Source organism: Micromonospora sp. DT46, assembly GCF_049841735.1.
GTDB classification, from domain to species: Bacteria; Actinomycetota; Actinomycetes; order Mycobacteriales; family Micromonosporaceae; genus Micromonospora; species Micromonospora reichwaldensis.
Genome location: NZ_JBNCKW010000004.1, coordinates 297,961 through 316,256, shown reverse-complemented (window position 1 = coordinate 316,256; position 18,296 = coordinate 297,961). Strand labels below are relative to the sequence as shown.

Below are 18,296 nucleotides of genomic sequence, written 5' to 3'. Positions count from 1 at the left end.
TCAGCCGGCCGACGGCGTGACGGCGAAGCGGGGGTGCAGCCGCCGGGTGTGGTCGACGTGCCGGGCGGGACCGCGCAGCGCGACCGCCGCCACCAGCCGGTGGTCGGTGCTGGACGCCGCCAGCCGCAGCTCCAGCTCCCCCGGCTCGACGACGCGCCGCCCGTCGCGCCCCGTGAAGGCGAACAGGTCGGCCGGCACGGCCAGGTCGACCCGGCAGGCCGCGCCCGCCTCCAACGGCACCCGCAGGTAACCGACCAGCCGCTGCACCGGCTGGACCACCGAGGCCACCGGGTCGTGGGCGTACACCTGCACCACCTCGCTTCCCCACCGGGAGCCGGTGTTGCGCACCGTGAAGTGCAGCCGCAGCTCACCGTCGGTCGCCGCGAGCGGCTCGTCGACGACCAGGCCCGACCAGTCGAACGTGGTGTAGCCCAGGCCGTGCCCGAAGCCGAACGCCGGCGTCGGGTCGACGTTGGAGACGTCGCTGGCCTGGCCCAGCCGGGCCGACAGGTAGGTGGTCGGCTGCGCGCCCGGCCCCCGGGGCACGCTGACCGGCAGCCGCCCCTGCGGTGCGACCCGGCCGCTGAGCACGCCGGCGACGGCCGGGGTGCCCTCCTCGCCGGGGAAGAACGACTGCACGATCGCCGCCGCGTCGGTCACCGCCCGGCCCAGCGCGTAGGGTCGCCCGGCGAGCATCGTCACCACCACGGGCGTACCGGTGTCCAGCAGCGCGTCGAGCAGGTGCTGCTGCGCCCCGGGCAGGGCCAGCGACTCGGCGTCGCAGCCCTCGCCGCTGGTGCCCCGCCCGAACAGTCCCGCCCGGTCGCCGAGCGCGGCGACGACCACGTCCGCGTCCCGCGCCGCCGCGACGGCCGCCGGCACCCCGGAAGTGTCGTCGCCGTCGACGGAGACGCCGGCCACGGTGACCACGACACTGCCGGGGAACTCGGCGCGCAGCGCCGCCGCCAGGGTGGGCAGCGCGATGCCGACGGGCACCTCGGGATGCCGGGAGCCGACGTGGGCGGGGAACGAGTAGCAGCCCAGCACCGCCGTGGGGCTCTCCGCCTGTGGGCCGACCAGCGCGATGCGGGCCGGCCGGTGCAGCGGCAGGGTGCCGTCGTTGGCCAGCAGCACCACGGAGCGCTCGGCCACCTCGCGGGCCAGCGCCCGGTTGGCGGGCGGGTCCAGGTCGACGGTGCCGCGCAGCGCCTCCGGGTCGGACAGGTCGGCGCCGGCCAGCGCGGCCGGCACCGCGCTCCAGTCGGCGTCGAGGAGACCGAGCTGCGCCTTCTGCGTCAGCACCCGACGCACCGCCCGGTCGATCAGTGCCTCCGGCACCGCGCCGGCCGCGAGCGCCTCGCGCAGCGGCTCGCCGAACGTCTTGACCGTCGGCAGCTCGACGTCCACGCCGGCTGCCAGGGCCTCGGCCGCCGCCTCGGCCCAGCTGCCGGCCACGCCGTGCAGGGTGTGCAGGAAGGCGATGCCGAAGTAGTCGGCCACCACGGTGCCCGGGAAGCCCCAGGCGTCGCGGAGCAGGCCGGTCAGCAGCTCCTCGTCGGCCGCCGAGGGCATCCCGTCGGTGTCGGTGTAGGCGTGCATCACCGACCGCGCGCCGCCCTCGCGTACCGCCATCTCGAACGGCGGGAGGATCACGTCCGCGCGCTCGCGGGGGCCCATCGCCACCGGCGCCAGGTTGCGCCCGCCCCGGGAGGCGGAGTAGCCGGCGAAGTGCTTCAGCGTCGCCACCACGCCGGCGGACTCCAGGCCCCGCACGTACGCGGTGGCGATGGTGCCCACCAGGTAGGGGTCCTCGCCGATCGTCTCCTCCACCCGCCCCCAGCGCGCGTCGCGCACCACATCGAGCACTGGGGCCAGCCCCTGGTGCACCCCGACGCGGCGCAGGTCGGCGCCGATGGCCGCGGCCATCCGCCCGATCAGCTCCGGATCGAAGGTGGCGCCCCAGGACAGCGGCACGGGGTACGCGGTGGCGCCCCAGGCGGCGAAGCCGGCCAGGCACTCCTCGTGCGCCATCGCCGGGATGCCGAACCGGTTGGCGGCGGCGACGCGCTGCTGGGTCCGCAGCAGCGACAGCGCGCCGAGCGCGGGGTCGACCGGGGCGGTGCCGAACGGGCGGGTCAGCTGGCCGAGACCCGTGTCCAGCAGGGCGGCCAGGTCGACCGGTTCCTCCATCTCGTGCTGGTACGGCGCGACCTCTCCCCCGTCGGCGGCGGCGCCGACCCAGACGCCGTAGAGCTGGGCCACCTTCTCCGGCAGGGTCATCACGGCGACCAGGGCGTCCACCCGGGTCGCGAGGTCGAGGGTCGGGTCGGTCCAGATCGCGGTGCCGGGGGCGATGTCGAGGGTCACGTTGTCGGTCACTTTCCTCCGACGCCCATCAGCCCCTGCACCAGGGCCCGCCGGGCGAACAGATAGACGAGCAGGACGGGCACCATCGACAGCACGACCGCGGCGAGCAGGCCGGGAATGTTGATCCCGTACTGCGTCTGGAAGTTGTAGAGGCCGAGGGTGATCACCTTGGTGGAGTCGGACTGGGTGAGGATCAGCGGGAACAGGAAGCCGTTCCACGCCTGGAGGGCGGAGAAGACCGCGATCGTGGCGATCCCGCCGCGCGACAGCGGCAGCACCAACTGGGCGAAGACCCGCGCCGGGCTGGCGCCGTCGATGGCCATCGCCTCGTACAGGTCGGGGGTGATGTCCCGCATGACGCCGCTGAGGATCAGCGCGCACACCGGCAGGGAGAACGCGGCGGTGGGCAGGATGACGCCGACGAGGTTGTCGTAGAGCCCCGCCTTGCTGATCAGGTAGAAGATCGGCACGATGACCGCCTGCGCCGGGATCGCCAGGCCCAGCAGGAACAGCCGGAACACGCCGGAGGTGAGCCGACTGCGGCTGCGCACGATGGCGTACGCCAGCGGCGGCACGAGCAGCAGCACGATGGCCACCACGCTCACCGTCACCACGAGAGTGTTGAACAGGTAGCGGCCGAAGCCCTCGTCGAAGGCGCCGGTGTAGTTGTCGAGGGTGAAGGTGTCGGGCGGGGCGAGCGGGCCGTTGCGGCCGTAGCCCTCCCGGGTCTGCACGGTGGTCGCCAGCATGACGTAGATCGGCAGGCCGACCACGAGGAGCCAGGCCAGGGCGCCGATCCCGGCGATCCAGTTTGGGCGGTGCCGCTTCACAGGCCCTCCATCGTGGAGCGCATCTTGTCGTAGCCGGAGACCCGGACCACGATCAGCGAGATGACGGTGGCGACGACGACGAGGAGCAGGGCGATGGCCGCGCCCGCACCGAAGTCGAAGCTCCGGAACGCCTGCTCGTACATGTGGTAGGCGGTGATGGTGGTGTCGGTGCCCGGCCCGCCCTGGGTGAGGATCAGCACGGTGTCGAACGTGGTCAGCCCGCCGACGACCATGAGGACCACGGAGGTGATCATGGCGTTGCGCAGCTGCGGCAGGGTCACGTGGCGGAACTGCTCCCACCGGCCGGCGCCGTCGACCTCGGCGGCCTGGTAGAGCACCGCCGGCACGGCGCGGGCCGCGCCCTGGTAGATCAGCGCGTGGAACGGGATGAACTGCCAGCTGCCGACGAAGACCAGCACGGCGATCGCGCCGGTCCGGCTGCCGAAGAGGTTGCCGTCGCCGAACAGCCACGGGGCCTGGCCGGGCACGCCGAAGTTCGGGTCGAGCAGCGCCCGCCACAGCACCGACACGGCGGTCGCCGACAGCAGCAGCGGCAGGAAGAAGACGGCGGACAGCACGGCCCGGTTGCGCTGCGGCCCGGCCGCCCACACGCCGATCAGCAGGCTCAGCGGCGTCTGCACCAGCACGCCGAGGGCGGTGAGCAGGACGCTCAGCCACAGGCTGTTGATCATCACGGGGTCGCGGGCGAGCCGCTGCCAGTTGTCCAGCCCGACGTACTCCGGCGAGCCGAGGCCCGCCCAACTGGTGAAGCTGAGCACGACCACGAGGACCAGCGGGACGAGCGCGAAGAGCCCGAAGAACAGGGTGGCGGGGAGGGCCCAGGCGAAGCCCGGGCGGCTGAGGGTGGGGCCGCCCGGGCTTCGTCGGGCCCGTCGCTGCTCCGTCGCGGCGGAGGCGGCGAGGGTGGTGGTGGACATGGTCGCGCTCAGCCCGCCTGGAGGGACTGCATCGCCTTGATGAAGCCGGCGGCGTCCATCCGGCCGTTGCAGTACTGCTGCACGGCCTGGTGGATGGTCGTGGTGGCGGCCGGCGGGTACGCCTGGTCCCAGGAGAGCTGGAAGTTCGGGGCCTCCTTGACCAGGGTGAACTGGTACTTCAGGTAGTCCGGGTTGGTGGCGCCGTCGAGGAACTTCTCCGTGTTGGTGGTGGTCGGCAGGTTGCCGATGGACAGCTGCGCCTGGACGAACTCGTCGGAGTACTGGAGCTTGAGGAACTCGGCCACCGCCTCCGGGTGCCGGGTCTTCTTCAGCACCGAGTAGAAGTTGTTGGTGTTGCCGACCACGTTGCGCGGGTCGCCCTTGCCACCCGGGACGCTCGGGAAGGCGCTCCAGCCGAGGCCCTCGGCGGCGAAGGTCGGGTTGGCGTCGTGGTGGGTCGAGTAGTTCCACGAGCCCATCAGCTCGAAGCCGGCCTTGCCGCTGGACAGCAGGGCGGGCGAGCCGCCGTCGGTGAACTTGACCGAGTCGAAGTTGGTGCCGAACGCACCCGCGTCGGTCAGCTGCCGCAGCAGCTCCAGGGCGCGGCGGCTCTCCGGGCTCTCCCAGGCGCTCTTGTCGCCGCCGAGCGCCTTGGCGAACAGCTCGGGGCCGGCCACCCGGTCGTAGAGGTACTGGTACCACATCTGGGTCGGCCACTGGTCGCCGCCGCCGAGGGCGATCGGCGTGATCCCCTTGCCCTTGAGCGTCCGCACGGCCGCCAGCAGGTCGTCCCACGTCTTCGGCGGGGTGATCCCGGCGTCGGCGAGGACCTTCTTGTTGTGGAACAGCAGCACCGGCTGGGTGCCGCGCATCGGCACCCCGTACGCCTTGCCGTCGACCATGGCGGTGTTGAAGACCGACGGCAGGAAGTTCGCCTTCAGCCCCGGGTCCTTGGCGATCATGTCGTCCAGCGGCAGCAACAGGTCGGCCTTGACGAACGGGGTGATGCTGCCGCCGCCCCAGTTGAAGAAGACGTCCGGCGCCTGCTTGGTGTTGATGATGGTCTGGAGCTTGGTCTGGTAGTCGGCGCCGGGGATGGTGTCCAGCACCGCCTTGACCTTCGACGTCTTGTTGAACGTCTCGACGAGCTGTTTCTCGACCTTGTTGGTGGCGTCGCCGTACACCAGGATGCGGATCTCGTCCGGGCCGGCGGCCGAGTCACCGTCACCGCAGGCGGTCAGTGGCAACGCCAGCGCCAGGGCGGCGCCGAGCGCGACGACCCGGGCGAGCCGCGTGCGTACAGTCATGATCGACCTCTCGTGGTGGGGGTGTGGTGGGGAACGTCGCCGCCGGCGCGACGACCGAAAGGTGTCCGACAAGTTTCCGGAATACTTCCGCAACTCGTCCGAACGCTAGAACCGACCTGCCGTGTCGTCAACCCCCGATCGTGGGGCAAGATGGGCCGGTGGAGCGGCCCCGCCGTTCCGGACGTTTTTCGGTGGTCACGGGTACGGTCGGTCTTCCGACCGGTGAAGGAGACGCGGGTGGACGGCGACGACGGGCGCAGGATCACCATCACCGCCATCGCGCGGGAGGCCGGGGTCTCGGTGCCGACCGTGTCGCGGGTGCTCAACGGGCGCTCGGACGTGGCTCCCGGCACCCGCGAGCGGGTGGAGGAGCTGCTGCGCCAGCACGGCTACCAGCGCCGCGGCAGCCGCACGGTCAGCCGCGTCGGCCTGGTCGACCTGGTCTTCAACGACCTGGACAGCCCCTGGGCGGTCGAGATCATCCGGGGGGTCGAGGACGTCGGGCACGGCGCGGGCGTCGGCACGGTGGTCTCCGCGATCCACCGCCAGTCGACCGCCGCCCGGCAGTGGTTGCAGAACCTGCGGGCCCGCGCCACGGACGGCGTCATCTTCGTGACCTCGCACCTGAGCCCGCCGCTGCACGCGCAGCTGCGCCGCCTCAACGTGCCCGTGGTCGTCGTCGACCCGGCCGGCGTGCCCGCCACCGACGTGCCCACCGTCGGCGCCACCAACTGGGCCGGCGGGCTCGCCGCGACCGAGCACCTGCTGTCGCTCGGGCACCGGCGGATCGGCTTCGTCGCCGGGCCGACGCACCTGCTGTGCAGCCGGGCCCGCCTGGACGGCCACCGGGCCGGGCTGGAGGCGGCCGGGGTGCCGGTGGAGGACCGCCTGGTGCACCCCGGCGACTTCTACCACGCCTCGGGTTTCGCCGCCGGGACGGCGCTGCTCGACCTCGACGACCCGCCGACGGCCATCTTCGCGGCCAGCGACCAGATGGCCTTCGGCGTCTACGAGGCCGTCCGCCGCCGCGGGCTGCGGATCCCCGACGACGTCAGCGTCGTGGGCTTCGACGACCTGCCCGAGGCCCGCTGGGCCTCACCGCCGCTGACCACCGTCCGGCAACCGCTGGTGGAGATGGGTCGCCTGGCCGCCCGGACCGTGCTGCGGCTGGCGCAGGGCGAGGGCATCGACTCCCCCCGGGTGGAACTCGCCACCAACCTGGTCGTCCGGGACAGCACGGCGCCGCCGCGCCGGCCGTGAGCGCCGCCGCGCGGCTCGCCGTCCGGCCGCGGCGCTCCCGACAGCGTTCCGGAAGTTCCGGGGGATCGCCACCGGCCTGACCGCCGGCAGTCACCGCGCGCGGGCCGTGCGGACGTTCCGGTCGGCGCAGCGGTCCCCCACCGCCCGGGTCAGCCGACCGCCCCGGACCGGCGCGCCGGTCCAGCGCCGTCCTGGTCCGGCCGGACGTAGCCGGACCGGCACGCCGGCCCCCGCCGTCGCAGACCGGCCGGACGTACCGGAACGGCGCCGCGGCCGGCGGGGACCACTGGGCCTTCGGGTTCAGCGGTGCGGGTGGTGGTGCCGGACCGCGCGGCGGATGTCCACCGGCAGGGCGGGCGCGCCGTCGACCGGCGCGGGGTCCTCGGCGGTGGGGGCGATGCCGCCGGCGGCGATCCGGTCCAGGGTGGCCAGGCCGGCGGCGTCGATCGAGCCGAACACCGTGTAGTTGGGGCGCAGCGCCGAGTCCGACTGGACCAGGAAGAACTGGCTGCCGTTGGTGTCCGGGCCGGCGTTGGCCATGGCGAGGGTGCCCCGGGCGTAGAGCCGGCGCACGCCGGTCGGGTCGGTGGGCGCGGGCGGCAGGTCGGTGGGCAGCTCGTCGGCGTAGCGGTAGCCGGGGCCGCCGGAGCCGGTGCCGGACGGGTCACCGCACTGGAGCACCTTCAGCGTCGGGTACGCGGTGAGCCGGTGGCAGGAGGTCCGGTCGTAGAAGCGGTGGCGCACCAGGTGCAGGAAGCTCTGCACGGTGCAGGGGGCCGCCTCCCGGTCGAGGGTCAGCCCGATCGGCCCCTGGTTGGTGCGCAGCGTGACGCGCACGGTGCCCCGGTCGGGGGTGCGCCTCGGGTCGGGCGGCAGCGGGACCGGCCTGGCGGCGGGGTCCTCGGGCGTCTCCGTGTAGGCGCACGGGCCGGGCGTGACCCGGGAAACGGCGGCGGCGTCGGCCGGGGCTCCGCCGGGCGCGGCGACCGCAGCGGCGCCGCCACCGGTGACCAGCGCGCCCGCGACCAGGGCCACCCCGGCGAGGCGGGACAGCGTACGGGCCGGCCGGTGGGGTGCCTCGATCGACGGCGGGACGGGGTGCGGTCGGGGTTCGCTCGACACGGGGATCCTCCTGGACTCGTGGCGCTGCAAAGACCGGAGTCTATGGATCCCGCCGTCGCTTGTCGATCCGCCCCGCCCCGGCCGAGGTCAGGAAGGAGCCCCGCCGTACCGGCGCCGGGCCGCCCGGCGGCGCCAGAGCAGCGCCGCCCCCAGCAGCGCGACCGCCACAGCCGCGAGCGCGGCCACGGGCCACCGGGCGATCAGCCCGTCCTCGAGCGGGCCGCTGGCCGCGGCCGGGCGCGGATCGACGGTGGCGGCGAGCGCGGGTGGCGAGGGGGTCGCCGAGGCGGTCAGCTCCCCGGGCTCGACCAGCCGGCCGACGGCGGAGCGCCGGGGCAGCGTGAAGCCCCAGTCGAGCAGGGCGGCGCCCTGCTCCCAGCCCCGCGCGGGCTGCGGCTCGGCACCGAGCAACGTGACCACCAGCCGCCGCCCGTTGCGCTGGGCCGCCCCGACGTAGGTGTGCCGGGCCAGGTCGGTGAAGCCGGTCTTGCCGCCGAGCGCACCCGGGTAGCGGTAGATGAGCTGGTTCTCGTTCTGGATCTCGAAACCCTTGGTGCGCTGCGCCGGCTGGGCGGGGATGCGGTGCGTCTCGGTCAGCGCGTACCGGCGGAACGTCGGCTCGGCGAAGCAGGCCCGGGCGACCAGCGCCAGGTCGTACGCGCTGGTGAACTGGCCTCGTCCGTCGAGACCGGAGGGGGTCACCGCGTGGGTCTGGAGGGCGCCGAGGCGGTGCGCCTCCTCGTTCATCGCCCGCACGCCGCCGGCCATTCCCTCCGGCCCGCCGCCGAGCCGGGCCAGCACGTTGGCCGCCTCGTTGCCGGACTGGAGCAGCAGCCCGAGCCAGACGGTCTCGATCCGGTACCGTCCGCCGGCGACCAGCCCGACGGCCGAGGAGCCGGGTTCGATGTCCATGTCCCCGTCGGTGACGGTGACGACCTGCTGCGGGTCGAGCCGGGGCAGCATGGTGGCCGCCAGCAGCAGCTTCTGCACGCTGGCCGGGGTGCCGTACTCGTGCGGGCCGCAGCCGCCCAGCACCTGGCCGGTGTCCAGGTCGGCGACCAGCCACGAGGTCGCGGTTACCGCTGGCGGGCGCGCGGCCCCCGCCGGGACGATCAGACCGGCGGTGTCGAGCGCCTGGCCGCCCACGGCCCGCTCCCCCGGCACGGCCGGCGGCGGTGACGGACGCGGCGGCCGGGACACCTTGGGCGCGGGCGCCTTCGGGCAGGGCGCGGACCCGACGGCCCCGGGCGCGGACGGCACTACGCCGGGCGGAGACGCGACGACGCCGGGCGCGGAGGTCGCGGGCGCGACGACGCCGGGCGCCGAAGTCACGGGGGCGACGGGGTTGGCCGGGCCGGCCGCCGCGGGGACGGGAGCACCGGTGCCGAGGAGGACGGCGGTCGCCGTGGCCGCCAGCAGCCGAACCTTCATGCACCGCACCCTAGTCGGCGGAGTTCGGGACGCGGGCGGGGTTCTCCAGGCCCGGGGGCCCGGCACGGGTCGGAGGCGTGGCCGGCTCACCTCCCGCTCGACCGCTTCCGCGGCGCGGACTCACCGGTTCCGGGACCATCGGCCCTGCCGCGGGGCCCGGCCGGAACGGAAGCTGGAGACTGAAAGCGGTAGCCGATCTTCCGGTTTACGTGCCGGGCGGCGTCCCCGCCCCGCGGGCCGCCCGACACCGACGAAGGGACGACCATGGAAGCCCTCTCGCTGACCCACCTCGCCGACGAGCAGCTCGCCGCCGCGCGGGAGGCCGACAGCGGACGCAGCGCACGTTCCCTGCACGCGGGCCGGGACCGCCGCCTGCGGCAGACCCTGCTCGCCCTGCGCGGCGGTCGCTCCCTCGACGAGCACGACAGCCCGGGCGAGGCGACGCTACAGGTGCTCGTGGGGCGGGTGCGCCTGGTGGCCGGGGACGAGTCCTGGGAGGGCGACGCCGGCGACCTCGTGGTCATTCCGCCGCTGCGGCACGCGCTGCACGCCGTCACGGACGCCGCCGTCCTGCTCACCGTGACGCCCCGGCCGTGAGCACCGTCCCGGCCCGTCGTCACCGCCCGGCCGGGAGCCTCACCGTGGGCGCCCCCGGCCACGCTCCGGGCCGGGGCCGGTCACCGGGCTGGGTGCCGCCGCAGCACGGCGCGTGGGCGATGCTGCTGCTGCCCTTCCTGGCGGCGCTGACCGTCACCGGCCCGCATCCGCTGCACCTTCCCCTGCTCGGGGCCGCGCTCGCCGGATACCCGCTGTCCTACTTCGGGTTGCAGGCGGTCAAGACCGGGCGGATCCGCCGGGTGCGCCCGCACCTCGTCGGGTACGGGCTCGCCACCGTCGCGCTCGGCACGCCGGTGCTGGTCGCCCGGCCCGCGACGCTCGCCTACGCCCCGATCTTCGTGGCCCTCGCGGCCGTCAACGCCGGTTACGCGCGCCGGCGCCGCGACCGGGCGTTCGTCAACGACCTCGCCTTCGTGGCGCAGTGCGGCCTGCTCGGTCTCGCCGTCGCCACGGTCGCCGAGGCGCCGTGGACCAGCGTGGCCGGGGTGACGGTCGTGGCACTGGGCTATCTGGTCGGCACCGTCGTGCACGTCAAGACGATGATCCGGGAGCGGGACAGCGTCCGGTACCGGTGGGTGTCGTGGACGTACCACGCCGTCGTCGCGGTCGCCGCCGCGCTCTGGGCGCCGGTGCCGGTCGCCGTGGTCTTCGCGGTGCTGCTGGCCCGGGCGGTGCTGCTCGCCGGGCGTCGGGTCGCGCCGATGCGGGTGGGGCTGGTCGAGACGGCGTGCGCCCTGCTGGTGCTGGCGGCGGTGGCGCTCTGACCCCGGCGGGGGCGGGGCGCTGCCGGGCCACGTCGGCCCGCGTCGACGGGAGGGCTCCCAGAGGGCGGGACGCACCGCGTCGGTTGGCTCACAAGCCGTTGCCTCCGGCAGCGCTCACCGACTAGAACCGGGGAACGTTCGACCGGACCGCCCGGCGACGGTGGCGAGGTGATGGCCGTGGCTCTGATCTCCTACGACGACGCCGACTCAGCGGCCTTCGCCGCGACCCGGGAGCTGCCGCGCAGCGGCCTGGACCGGTGGCGGCACGCGGTGCAGCAACACCTTCGGCCGCGTGCCGGCACCACGCTGCTCGACCTCGGGGCCGGCACCGGCGCCTGGGCCGCCGCCTTCACCGAGTGGTTCGGCGCCCGGGTGGTGGGGGTGGAGCCCGCCGGGGCGATGCGCTCCCGCGCCAGCCACCGACCGCTGCTCGCCGGCGACGCGGTCGCGCTGCCGCTGCGCGACTCCGTGGCGGACGGCGCGTGGCTGTCCACGATGGTGCACCACATCCCCGACCTCGACGCGGCGGCGCGGGAGCTGCGCCGGGTGCTCCGCCCGGGCGCGCCCGTGCTGATCCGCTCGCCGTTTCCCGGCCGGCACCAGCGGATCGCGCTGTTCCGCTGGTTCCCGGAGGCGGTCCGCGTCCTCGAGACCTATCCGGACCTGGCGCGGGTGCGCTCCGCGTTCGCCACGGCCGGGTTCACCGTCAGCACCGTCGAGCCCGTCGCGCAGATCACGGCGGCGTCGCTGGCCGAGTGCGCCGCAGGCCTCGACCGCCGGGCCCACACCCCGCTCCAGTTGATCACCGACGAGGAGTACGCCGCGGGGCTGGCCCGGCTCCGGGCCGCGGCCGCCACGGCGACGGGCCCGGTCGTCGACCACCTCGACCTGCTGGTGCTGCGCTGAGTCACCCGGGCAGCGCCGGGTCGCGGTGGCGCAGGTAGTCGTACAGCGCGGCCGAGGCGTGCAGCCGCCGCAGGCTGCGCCGGTGCAGTTCCTGCTCCCGCTTGGCCAGCTCCGCGTGGACCCGCTGGGCACTGCCGGTGGTACGCATCTCGCCGAGCACGGCCGCGACGATGTCGAACGGGTACGCGCCCCGGCGCAGCAGCGCCACGACCTGCGCGGCGCGCAGCTCGGCCGCGTCGTACACCCGGTAACCGGTGCCGCGCTCGCGGACCGGCCGGAGCAGGCCGCGCTGCTCCCACAGCCGTAGCTGCGAGGTGCGGACGCCGACCAGGTCGGCGACCTCGCCGATGCGGGCCCCGCGCCGGGGCGCCGGCAGGACGGCGGCCGGGCTGGTCACCACGGTCTCGAACGCGCCGAGCACCCGCCGGATGTCGGCCCGCTCCCGGTCCAGCTCGGCGTGGCCGGCGTCGAGCGCCGCCAGCGCCGCCGCCAGGTCGCCCCGGTGCACCGCGACCATGACCTCCCGGGTACGCGCCCAGCCGTGCCCCTCGGCCATCCGCCGGACCACCGCCAGCGCCCGCACGTGGTCGACGGTGAAGACGCGGTAGCCGGCGGGGGTGCGTTCGACCGGCGGCAGCACGCCGAGGTCGACGTAGTTGCGCACCTGCTGGACGGAGATGCCCGCGGTCGCCGCGACCTCCGCCCCCCGCCACCGTCCGGCCCGTCGTCCCGCATCCACCACCGGGCCACCCTACCGGTCTACACGTGGTTTGAGACTTTCCCGCCCACTCCGGGCCGTTGGTGCCGCAGCAGGAGATGAAACCCTCCACGGGAGGTTGAATGAGACGATTGAAGGCGGCCTGGCCCCCGTAGATGTACCCCGGGCGGGACCCCGCCCACGATCTCGCGAAGGGTTCGCATGCAGCAGCCAGCACGGTCCGCCGCCGACAGTCACGACATGATCGAGGTGCGCGGCGCCCGGGAGAACAACCTCGCCTCCGTCTCGGTGGACATCCCCAAGCGCCGGCTGACCGTCTTCACCGGGGTCTCCGGCTCCGGGAAGTCGTCCCTGGTCTTCGGGACCATCGCCGCCGAGTCGCAGCGCCTGATCAACGAGACCTACAGCGCCTTCCTCCAGTCGTTCATGCCGAACGTGAGCCGCCCCGACGTCGACTCGCTGCGCAACCTCAGCGCGGCCATCGTCGTCGACCAGGAGCGGATGGGCGCCAACTCGCGCTCCACCGTCGGCACCGCCACCGACGCGTACGCGATGCTGCGCATCGTCTTCAGCCGGCTCGGCACCCCGCACGTGGGCGGGGCCGGCGCGTTCAGCTTCAACCTCGCCGAGGGCATGTGCCCGGCGTGTGAGGGCCTCGGGCGGGTCTCCGACCTCGACGTCGACGAACTCGTCGACGTGGAGCGCTCGCTCAACGACGGCGCGATCAAGGTGCCCAACTTCGCCGTCGACTCGTGGTACTGGCAGACCATCGTCCACTCCGGGCTGTTCGACCCCGACACGAAGCTCCAGGACTACACGCCGCAGCAGTGGCAGGACTTCCTCCACAAGCCGTCCACGAAGATCAAGGTGGGCAGCAACAACTGGACGTACGAGGGCCTGGTGGTCAAGGTCCGCCGGCTCTACCTGGCCAAGGACCGCGAGTCGATGCAGGCGCACATCCGCGCGTTCGTCGACCGGGCGGTCACCTTCACCACCTGCGCCGACTGCGGCGGGGCCCGGCTCAACGCGGCGGCACTCTCGTCCCGGATCGACGGGCGCAACATCGCCGAGTGCTCGGCGATGCAGATCAGCGACCTGGCCGGGTTCGTCCGCGCCATCGACGACCCGTCGGTCGCCCCGCTGACCGGCAACCTGCGCGACCTGCTCGACTCGCTGGTCGAGATCGGCCTGGGCTACCTGAGCCTGGACCGCGAGTCCGCCACCCTCTCCGGCGGCGAGGCGCAGCGGGTGAAGATGGTCCGGCACCTCGGCTCCAGCCTCTCCGACGTCACGTACGTCTTCGACGAGCCGACGGTCGGCCTGCACCCGCACGACATCGCGCGGATGAACGACCTGCTGCTGCGCCTGCGCGACAAGGGCAACACGGTGCTGGTCGTCGAGCACAAGCCCGAGACGATCGCCATCGCCGACCACGTGGTCGACCTCGGGCCCGGGGCCGGCACGGCCGGCGGCCGGATCTGCTTCACCGGCGACGTCGCCGGCCTGCGCCGCTCCGACACCCTCACCGGCCGGCACCTCGACCACCGGGTACGCCTGCGCGAGCACGTACGCCGGCCGTCCGGCCAGCTGTCGATCCGCAACGCCGACCTGCACAACCTGCGCGACGTCGACGTCGACATCCCGCTCGGGGTGCTGACCGTGGTGACCGGGGTGGCCGGCTCCGGCAAGAGCTCACTGATCCACGGCTCGCTGCACCGCCGCGACGGCGTGGTGGTCGTCGACCAGTCGCCGATCCGGGGTTCCCGGCGCAGCAACCCGGCCACCTACACCGGCCTGCTGGACCCGATCCGCGCCGCCTTCGCCAAGGCCAACGGGGTCAAGGCCGCGCTGTTCAGCGCCAACTCCGAAGGCGCCTGCCCCACCTGCAAGGGCATCGGCCTGGTCTACACCGACCTGGCGATGATGGCCGGCGTCGCCTCGGTCTGCGAGCGGTGCGAGGGGCGGCGCTTCACCGACGAGGTGCTCACCTACCGCCTGCGCGGGAAGAACATCAGCGAGGTGCTCGCGATGCCGGCCACGGAGGCCCGCGACTTCTTCCCCGGCGGGCCCGCCCGGGCGATCCTCGACCGGCTGGTCGACGTCGGGCTCGGCTACCTCACCCTCGGCCAGCCGCTCAACACGCTCTCCGGGGGCGAGCGGCAGCGGCTCAAGCTGGCCATCCGCATGGCCGACAGCGGGAGCACGTACGTCCTGGACGAGCCGACCACCGGCCTGCACCTGGCCGACGTGGACCAACTGCTCGCCCTGCTGGACCGGCTGGTCGACGCCGGCAACACCGTCGTCGTCATCGAGCACCATCAGGCGGTCATGGCGCACGCCGACTGGCTGATCGACCTCGGTCCGGGGGCGGGACACGACGGCGGCCGGATCGTCTTCACCGGTACGCCGGCCGACCTGGTCGCCCACGCCGACACGCTGACCGCCCGTCACCTGCGCGAGTACGTGGGCCGCTGAGCCCTTGGCCGGACGAGGGCGACCCTTCTGACGCCGCACCGGGCCGGTCACGCCCGGCCCCGGATCGCATCGCTCTCCGGCCCGGATCGCATCGCCCTCGGCCGCCCGGGTCCGCATCCCCCGGTTGCCTGGCCAGGGGCGGTGCCCGGGGGCGCCCGCCGGGCGGTCAGCGTCCCGACACGGGGACCGCCCGGGCGGACGGCGCCGCCAGCCGGCGCGCCCAACGCCGTAACGGCGACACCGACGCCGCGACCGGAGTGAGCAGCCCGACGATGATCAGCAGGGCGTCGAGGAAGAGTGTGGCGAGTACGACGAGAACGGCCAGCGACGCCACGGTGCGGGCGGTCACCGACGCCGGGCGGGCCGGCGCCCGGTGGGCGCCGTGGTGGCGGACGGGGATGCGGGATGGAGCCATGGTGCCTGGTACCTGCCTCGGAAATCGGGGTGCGGCGCCACTCATACCCCTCGTGAGCTGCACAAACACGTCCGATGACAAGCACCACAGCCCGCCGCGCCCGACTGCCCCGTCGAAGGTAGTCGCCGCTGCGGTGCCCCCGGTGCGGTGCCCGGCTCGGGCGCGGCGCGATGCCGGCCAGGTGCGCGGCTCGACGCAGGGTGCGCGGCTCGGCGCAGGGTGCGCGGCTCGGCGCAGGATGCGCGGCTCGACGCAGGGTGCGCGGCTCGGGCGCGGTGCGATGCCGGCCGGGCGCGCGGCTCGGGGCAGGGCGCGCGGTGCGTCAGGTGAGGCGGCGCAGCCAGCGACGCTGCCAGGGCGTCTCCACGGCCCGCGGGCGGTAGGTGGCGCGCACCCAGTCCACCGCCTGCTCGGGCGGCAGCCCGTCGAGGATCGCCAGCGCCGCCAGCGCGGTGCCCGTACGCCCGGTGCCGCCCCGGCAGGCCACCTCGACGCGTTCGCCGCCGTGGGCACGGCGCAGCGCCTCGGTCAGCGCGTCGACCGCGTCCGCCCGGTCGACCGGCACCCAGAAGTCGGGCCACCGGATCCGCCGGTGCGGCCAGGCGGGCACCGGCCCGGGGGCCAGCAGCAGGGCGAAGTCGGCGGGCGACGCCGCGTCGGCGATCCGTCGCCCCCGTACCCGCGTCCCACTCGGCAGTACGACGACCCCCACCTGCTCGCCCCACACCCGTACGTCACTCATCCCCCCATCCTCACGTCCACCCCCCTCCCCCGCCGCCCCGCCTCGCCCCCCATCCCGCTGTTGATCATGAAGTTATCGACCGATTCGATCTCCAAAAGCGGCAACAACTTCATGATCAACGGCGGATGGCGGGAGGAGGGGGCGCGTGGGTGGGTCAGGGTGGGGGTGGGGTTTTTGGGCGGGCGCGGAGGTGGGCGCGTTCGCCCTGCCTGCCGAAGAGGCTGAGGAACTCGACCGGCTCGGCGTCGGCCGACCCGAACCAGTGCGGTACGCGGGTGTCGAACTCCGCCGCCTCCCCCGGCGTGAGCACGAGGTCCTGGTCGCCGAGGACGACCCGCAGCCGACCGTTGAGGACGTAGAGCCACTCGTAGCCCTCGTGGGTCTGCGGATCGGGCTCCGCCCTGCGACCGCCGCCCGGGATCACCAGCTTGTACGCCTGGATGCCGCCGGGCCGGCGGGTCAGGGGCAGCATGGTCATCCCGTGGCGGGTGACCGGGCGCAGGTGGACGCGCGGGTCGCCGGTGGACGGGGCGTCGACGAGTTCGTCGAGTGTGACGCCGTGCGCCCTGGCCAGCGGGAGGAGCAGTTCGAGAGTGGGCCGGCGGGAACCGGACTCCAGCCGGGAGAGCGTGCTAACCGAGATGCCGGTCGCCACCGACAGGTCGGCCAGGGTGGTCTCCCGCTGCCGGCGCAGCGCGCGCAGCCGGGGACCGACCGCGCCGAGCGCCTGGTCCAGGTCGTCGTCCATGCTGCCATCTTGCCATCTTGGCAACAACATTTGCCACCATGGCGGCGGCGGTCGCATCGTGGTCGCGGGAGGTGGTCACGGTGACCGATCAGTTGGATGGCAGCTACGACGTGGTGGTGATCGGAGGTGGCGCCGCGGGGTTGAGCGGGGCGCTGACGTTGGCCCGGGTGCGACGGTCGGTGGTGGTGCTCGACTCGGGCACGCCGCGCAACGCCCCGGCCGAGGGCGTGCACGGGCTGCTGGCCCGGGAGGGGATCCGGCCGGCCGAGCTGCTGGAACGCGGCCGGGCGGAGGTACGCGGCTACGGCGGCCGGGTGGTCACCGGCGAGGTCGCCGCCACGAACCGCGACGACGACGGGTTCACGGTCACGCTGGGCGACGGCCGGACGGTGCGTGCGCGCCGGCTGCTGGTGGCCACCGGGCTGGTGGACGAGCTGCCGGACGTCCCGGGGCTGCGGGAGCGCTGGGGCAGGGACGTCCTGCACTGCCCGTACTGCCACGGCTGGGAGGTCCGCGACCGGGCCATCGGCGTGCTGGCCAGCGGGCCGTTCTCGGTGCACCAGGCGCTGCTGTTCCGACAGTTGAGCGCCGACGTCACGTACTTCCAGCACACCATGCCGCCGCTCACCGACGAGCAGGCGGAGCAACTGGCGGCCCGCGGCATCGGCGTGGTGGGCGGCGAGGTCGCGTCCCTGGAGGTCGTGGAGGACCGCCTCGTGGGCGTACGGCTGGGCGACGGCACTCTCGTGCGCCGGGAGGCCCTGGCCGTCTCGTCGCGGATGGTGGCGCGCGCCGGCTTCCTCGCGGCGCTCGGACTGCGACCCGCGGCACACCCGGCGGGCGTCGGCGAGCACGTCCCCTCCGACGCGACGGGCCGCACCGACGTGCCCGGGGTGTGGGTCGCCGGCAACGTCACCGATCCGGCGGCCCAGGTCGGTGCCGCCGCGGCGGCCGGCGTGGTCGTCGCGGCCCAGATCAACGCCGATCTCGTCGCCGAGGAGACCCGGCGGGCCGTCGCCGCCCACCGCGCCCCGTTCTCCGCCAAGTCGGAGGCGGCACTCTGCGAGCAGGTGGTGGGCGACCGTCGCCACGGCCTCTGACGTCCCAACAGGCATCGGTGGGCGGTCCCGCCGGAAGCGCGGCGGCCCTGGCGGTGCACGGCGACCCAGCCGTAAGGCGGCCCGACGCGGGCGCGGCAGCCCAGCCCGGGAAGCGGCCTGAGCGGGCGGCGGCTCAGGTGGGAGACGGCTCAGGTGGGAGGCGGACCGACGCGGGCGCGGGCCTTCCTGGCGCACGCGTCGAGCACGAGGCGGGAGTCCAGCCCGAGGCTCTCGATGGCGACCAGCGCGGTGAACGCCGCGTCCGCCAGTTCCGCCGCCACGTCCTCGCGACTGTGCGTGACACCCTTGCGCGGGTTCTGACCGAGCAGACCGATCCAGGCGCTCGCCGCCTCCCCCGCCTCCTCGGTCAGCTTGAGGATCCGGCAGGTCATTTCGGTCTGTCCGGTGCCGTTGGCGGCGTCCAACCAGCCGCGCGAGGCCCGGACCGCGTCCCAGATCGACTCGTCCACGCGACCAGTGAACCGGACGGAGGTCACGGTCCGTATCGCGGGACGGTTGGCGGGTAACCGGGTCCGGGTGATAGCAACAGGGACT

At 74.3% G+C, this 18,296-nt stretch carries 17 protein-coding genes; 6 read left to right on the top strand and 11 right to left on the bottom strand.

Annotated features, from left to right (window positions below; all coding sequences use genetic code 11):
• Genes ACLQ20_RS12860 through ACLQ20_RS12845 form a run of 4 tightly spaced genes read right to left on the bottom strand, consistent with a single transcriptional unit; the run spans position 1 to position 5,442 of the window.
• A complete protein-coding gene (locus tag ACLQ20_RS12860; RefSeq protein WP_225852322.1) occupies positions 1 to 2,379 on the bottom strand; it encodes a beta-glucosidase family protein in 2,379 nt (792 codons plus the stop codon).
• On the bottom strand, positions 2,376 to 3,197 hold the full coding sequence (locus tag ACLQ20_RS12855; protein WP_225852323.1) for a carbohydrate ABC transporter permease: 822 nt from the start codon (positions 3,195 to 3,197) through the stop codon (positions 2,376 to 2,378). Before ACLQ20_RS12855 ends, ACLQ20_RS12860 begins: the two co-directional genes overlap by 4 nt.
• Positions 3,194 to 4,135, bottom strand: a complete 942-nt coding sequence (locus ACLQ20_RS12850) for a carbohydrate ABC transporter permease (RefSeq protein ID WP_425855629.1) — start codon at positions 4,133 to 4,135, stop codon at positions 3,194 to 3,196. Before ACLQ20_RS12850 ends, ACLQ20_RS12855 begins: the two co-directional genes overlap by 4 nt.
• Positions 4,136 to 4,143: 8 nt before the next feature.
• On the bottom strand, positions 4,144 to 5,442 hold the full coding sequence (locus ACLQ20_RS12845) for an ABC transporter substrate-binding protein (RefSeq protein ID WP_151455815.1): 1,299 nt from the start codon (positions 5,440 to 5,442) through the stop codon (positions 4,144 to 4,146).
• Positions 5,443 to 5,679: 237 nt separating this feature from the next.
• Here ACLQ20_RS12845 and ACLQ20_RS12840 point away from each other — a divergent pair, with 237 nt between their 5' ends.
• Entirely contained in the window at positions 5,680 to 6,702 is a 1,023-nt protein-coding gene (locus ACLQ20_RS12840; protein WP_358122666.1) for a LacI family DNA-binding transcriptional regulator, read from the top strand.
• 300 nt (positions 6,703 to 7,002) lie between these two features.
• On the opposite strand, the gene ACLQ20_RS12835 is transcribed toward ACLQ20_RS12840, so the two are convergent.
• Positions 7,003 to 7,824: a peptidylprolyl isomerase gene (locus ACLQ20_RS12835; protein ID WP_425855626.1), complete on the bottom strand. Its 822-nt coding sequence runs from the start codon at positions 7,822 to 7,824 to the stop codon at positions 7,003 to 7,005.
• A gap of 87 nt (positions 7,825 to 7,911) precedes the next feature.
• Positions 7,912 to 9,255 carry a D-alanyl-D-alanine carboxypeptidase gene (locus ACLQ20_RS12830; protein WP_425855624.1) on the bottom strand — a complete coding sequence of 448 codons (1,344 nt, stop codon included), beginning with the start codon at positions 9,253 to 9,255 and terminating at the stop codon, positions 7,912 to 7,914.
• 264 nt (positions 9,256 to 9,519) lie between these two features.
• On the opposite strand from ACLQ20_RS12830, the gene ACLQ20_RS12825 reads away from it, so the two are divergent.
• The 3 genes from ACLQ20_RS12825 to ACLQ20_RS12815 all read left to right on the top strand — a co-directional run bounded on the left by ACLQ20_RS12825 (position 9,520) and on the right by ACLQ20_RS12815 (position 11,543).
• Positions 9,520 to 9,852: a cupin domain-containing protein gene (locus ACLQ20_RS12825; protein ID WP_151455816.1), complete on the top strand. Its 333-nt coding sequence runs from the start codon at positions 9,520 to 9,522 to the stop codon at positions 9,850 to 9,852.
• Positions 9,853 to 9,896: 44 nt separating this feature from the next.
• Positions 9,897 to 10,637: a YwiC-like family protein gene (locus ACLQ20_RS12820; protein ID WP_425855623.1), complete on the top strand. Its 741-nt coding sequence runs from the start codon at positions 9,897 to 9,899 to the stop codon at positions 10,635 to 10,637.
• A gap of 177 nt (positions 10,638 to 10,814) precedes the next feature.
• The gene (locus tag ACLQ20_RS12815) at positions 10,815 to 11,543 is read left to right on the top strand and encodes a class I SAM-dependent methyltransferase (RefSeq protein ID WP_425855621.1); all 729 of its coding nucleotides are present in this window, start codon (positions 10,815 to 10,817) and stop codon (positions 11,541 to 11,543) included.
• Position 11,544: 1 nt separating this feature from the next.
• Here ACLQ20_RS12815 and ACLQ20_RS12810 read toward each other — a convergent pair whose 3' ends face one another.
• Entirely contained in the window at positions 11,545 to 12,285 is a 741-nt protein-coding gene (locus ACLQ20_RS12810; RefSeq protein WP_225852326.1) for a MerR family transcriptional regulator, read from the bottom strand.
• A 177-nt stretch (positions 12,286 to 12,462) separates the two neighbouring features.
• On the opposite strand from ACLQ20_RS12810, the gene ACLQ20_RS12805 reads away from it, so the two are divergent.
• Positions 12,463 to 14,736 (top strand): ATP-binding cassette domain-containing protein, encoded by a 2,274-nt coding sequence (locus tag ACLQ20_RS12805; protein ID WP_151455818.1) that lies wholly within the window; start codon positions 12,463 to 12,465, stop codon positions 14,734 to 14,736.
• 166 nt (positions 14,737 to 14,902) lie between these two features.
• Here ACLQ20_RS12805 and ACLQ20_RS12800 read toward each other — a convergent pair whose 3' ends face one another.
• The 3 genes from ACLQ20_RS12800 to ACLQ20_RS12790 form a co-directional block, all read right to left on the bottom strand.
• Complete coding sequence (locus tag ACLQ20_RS12800) at positions 14,903 to 15,151, bottom strand: hypothetical protein (RefSeq protein WP_151455819.1); 249 nt, start codon at positions 15,149 to 15,151, stop codon at positions 14,903 to 14,905.
• A 322-nt stretch (positions 15,152 to 15,473) separates the two neighbouring features.
• A complete protein-coding gene (locus ACLQ20_RS12795) occupies positions 15,474 to 15,893 on the bottom strand; it encodes a protein-tyrosine phosphatase family protein (protein ID WP_358122679.1) in 420 nt (139 codons plus the stop codon).
• A gap of 154 nt (positions 15,894 to 16,047) precedes the next feature.
• Entirely contained in the window at positions 16,048 to 16,641 is a 594-nt protein-coding gene (locus ACLQ20_RS12790; RefSeq protein ID WP_327028583.1) for a helix-turn-helix domain-containing protein, read from the bottom strand.
• Between the two features lie 80 nt (positions 16,642 to 16,721).
• On the opposite strand from ACLQ20_RS12790, the gene ACLQ20_RS12785 reads away from it, so the two are divergent.
• Complete coding sequence (locus tag ACLQ20_RS12785) at positions 16,722 to 17,741, top strand: NAD(P)/FAD-dependent oxidoreductase (protein WP_151455154.1); 1,020 nt, start codon at positions 16,722 to 16,724, stop codon at positions 17,739 to 17,741.
• Positions 17,742 to 17,890: 149 nt separating this feature from the next.
• Here ACLQ20_RS12785 and ACLQ20_RS12780 read toward each other — a convergent pair whose 3' ends face one another.
• Positions 17,891 to 18,211, bottom strand: a complete 321-nt coding sequence (locus tag ACLQ20_RS12780) for a MazG-like family protein (RefSeq protein WP_151455153.1) — start codon at positions 18,209 to 18,211, stop codon at positions 17,891 to 17,893.
• Positions 18,212 to 18,296: the final 85 nt, after the last annotated feature.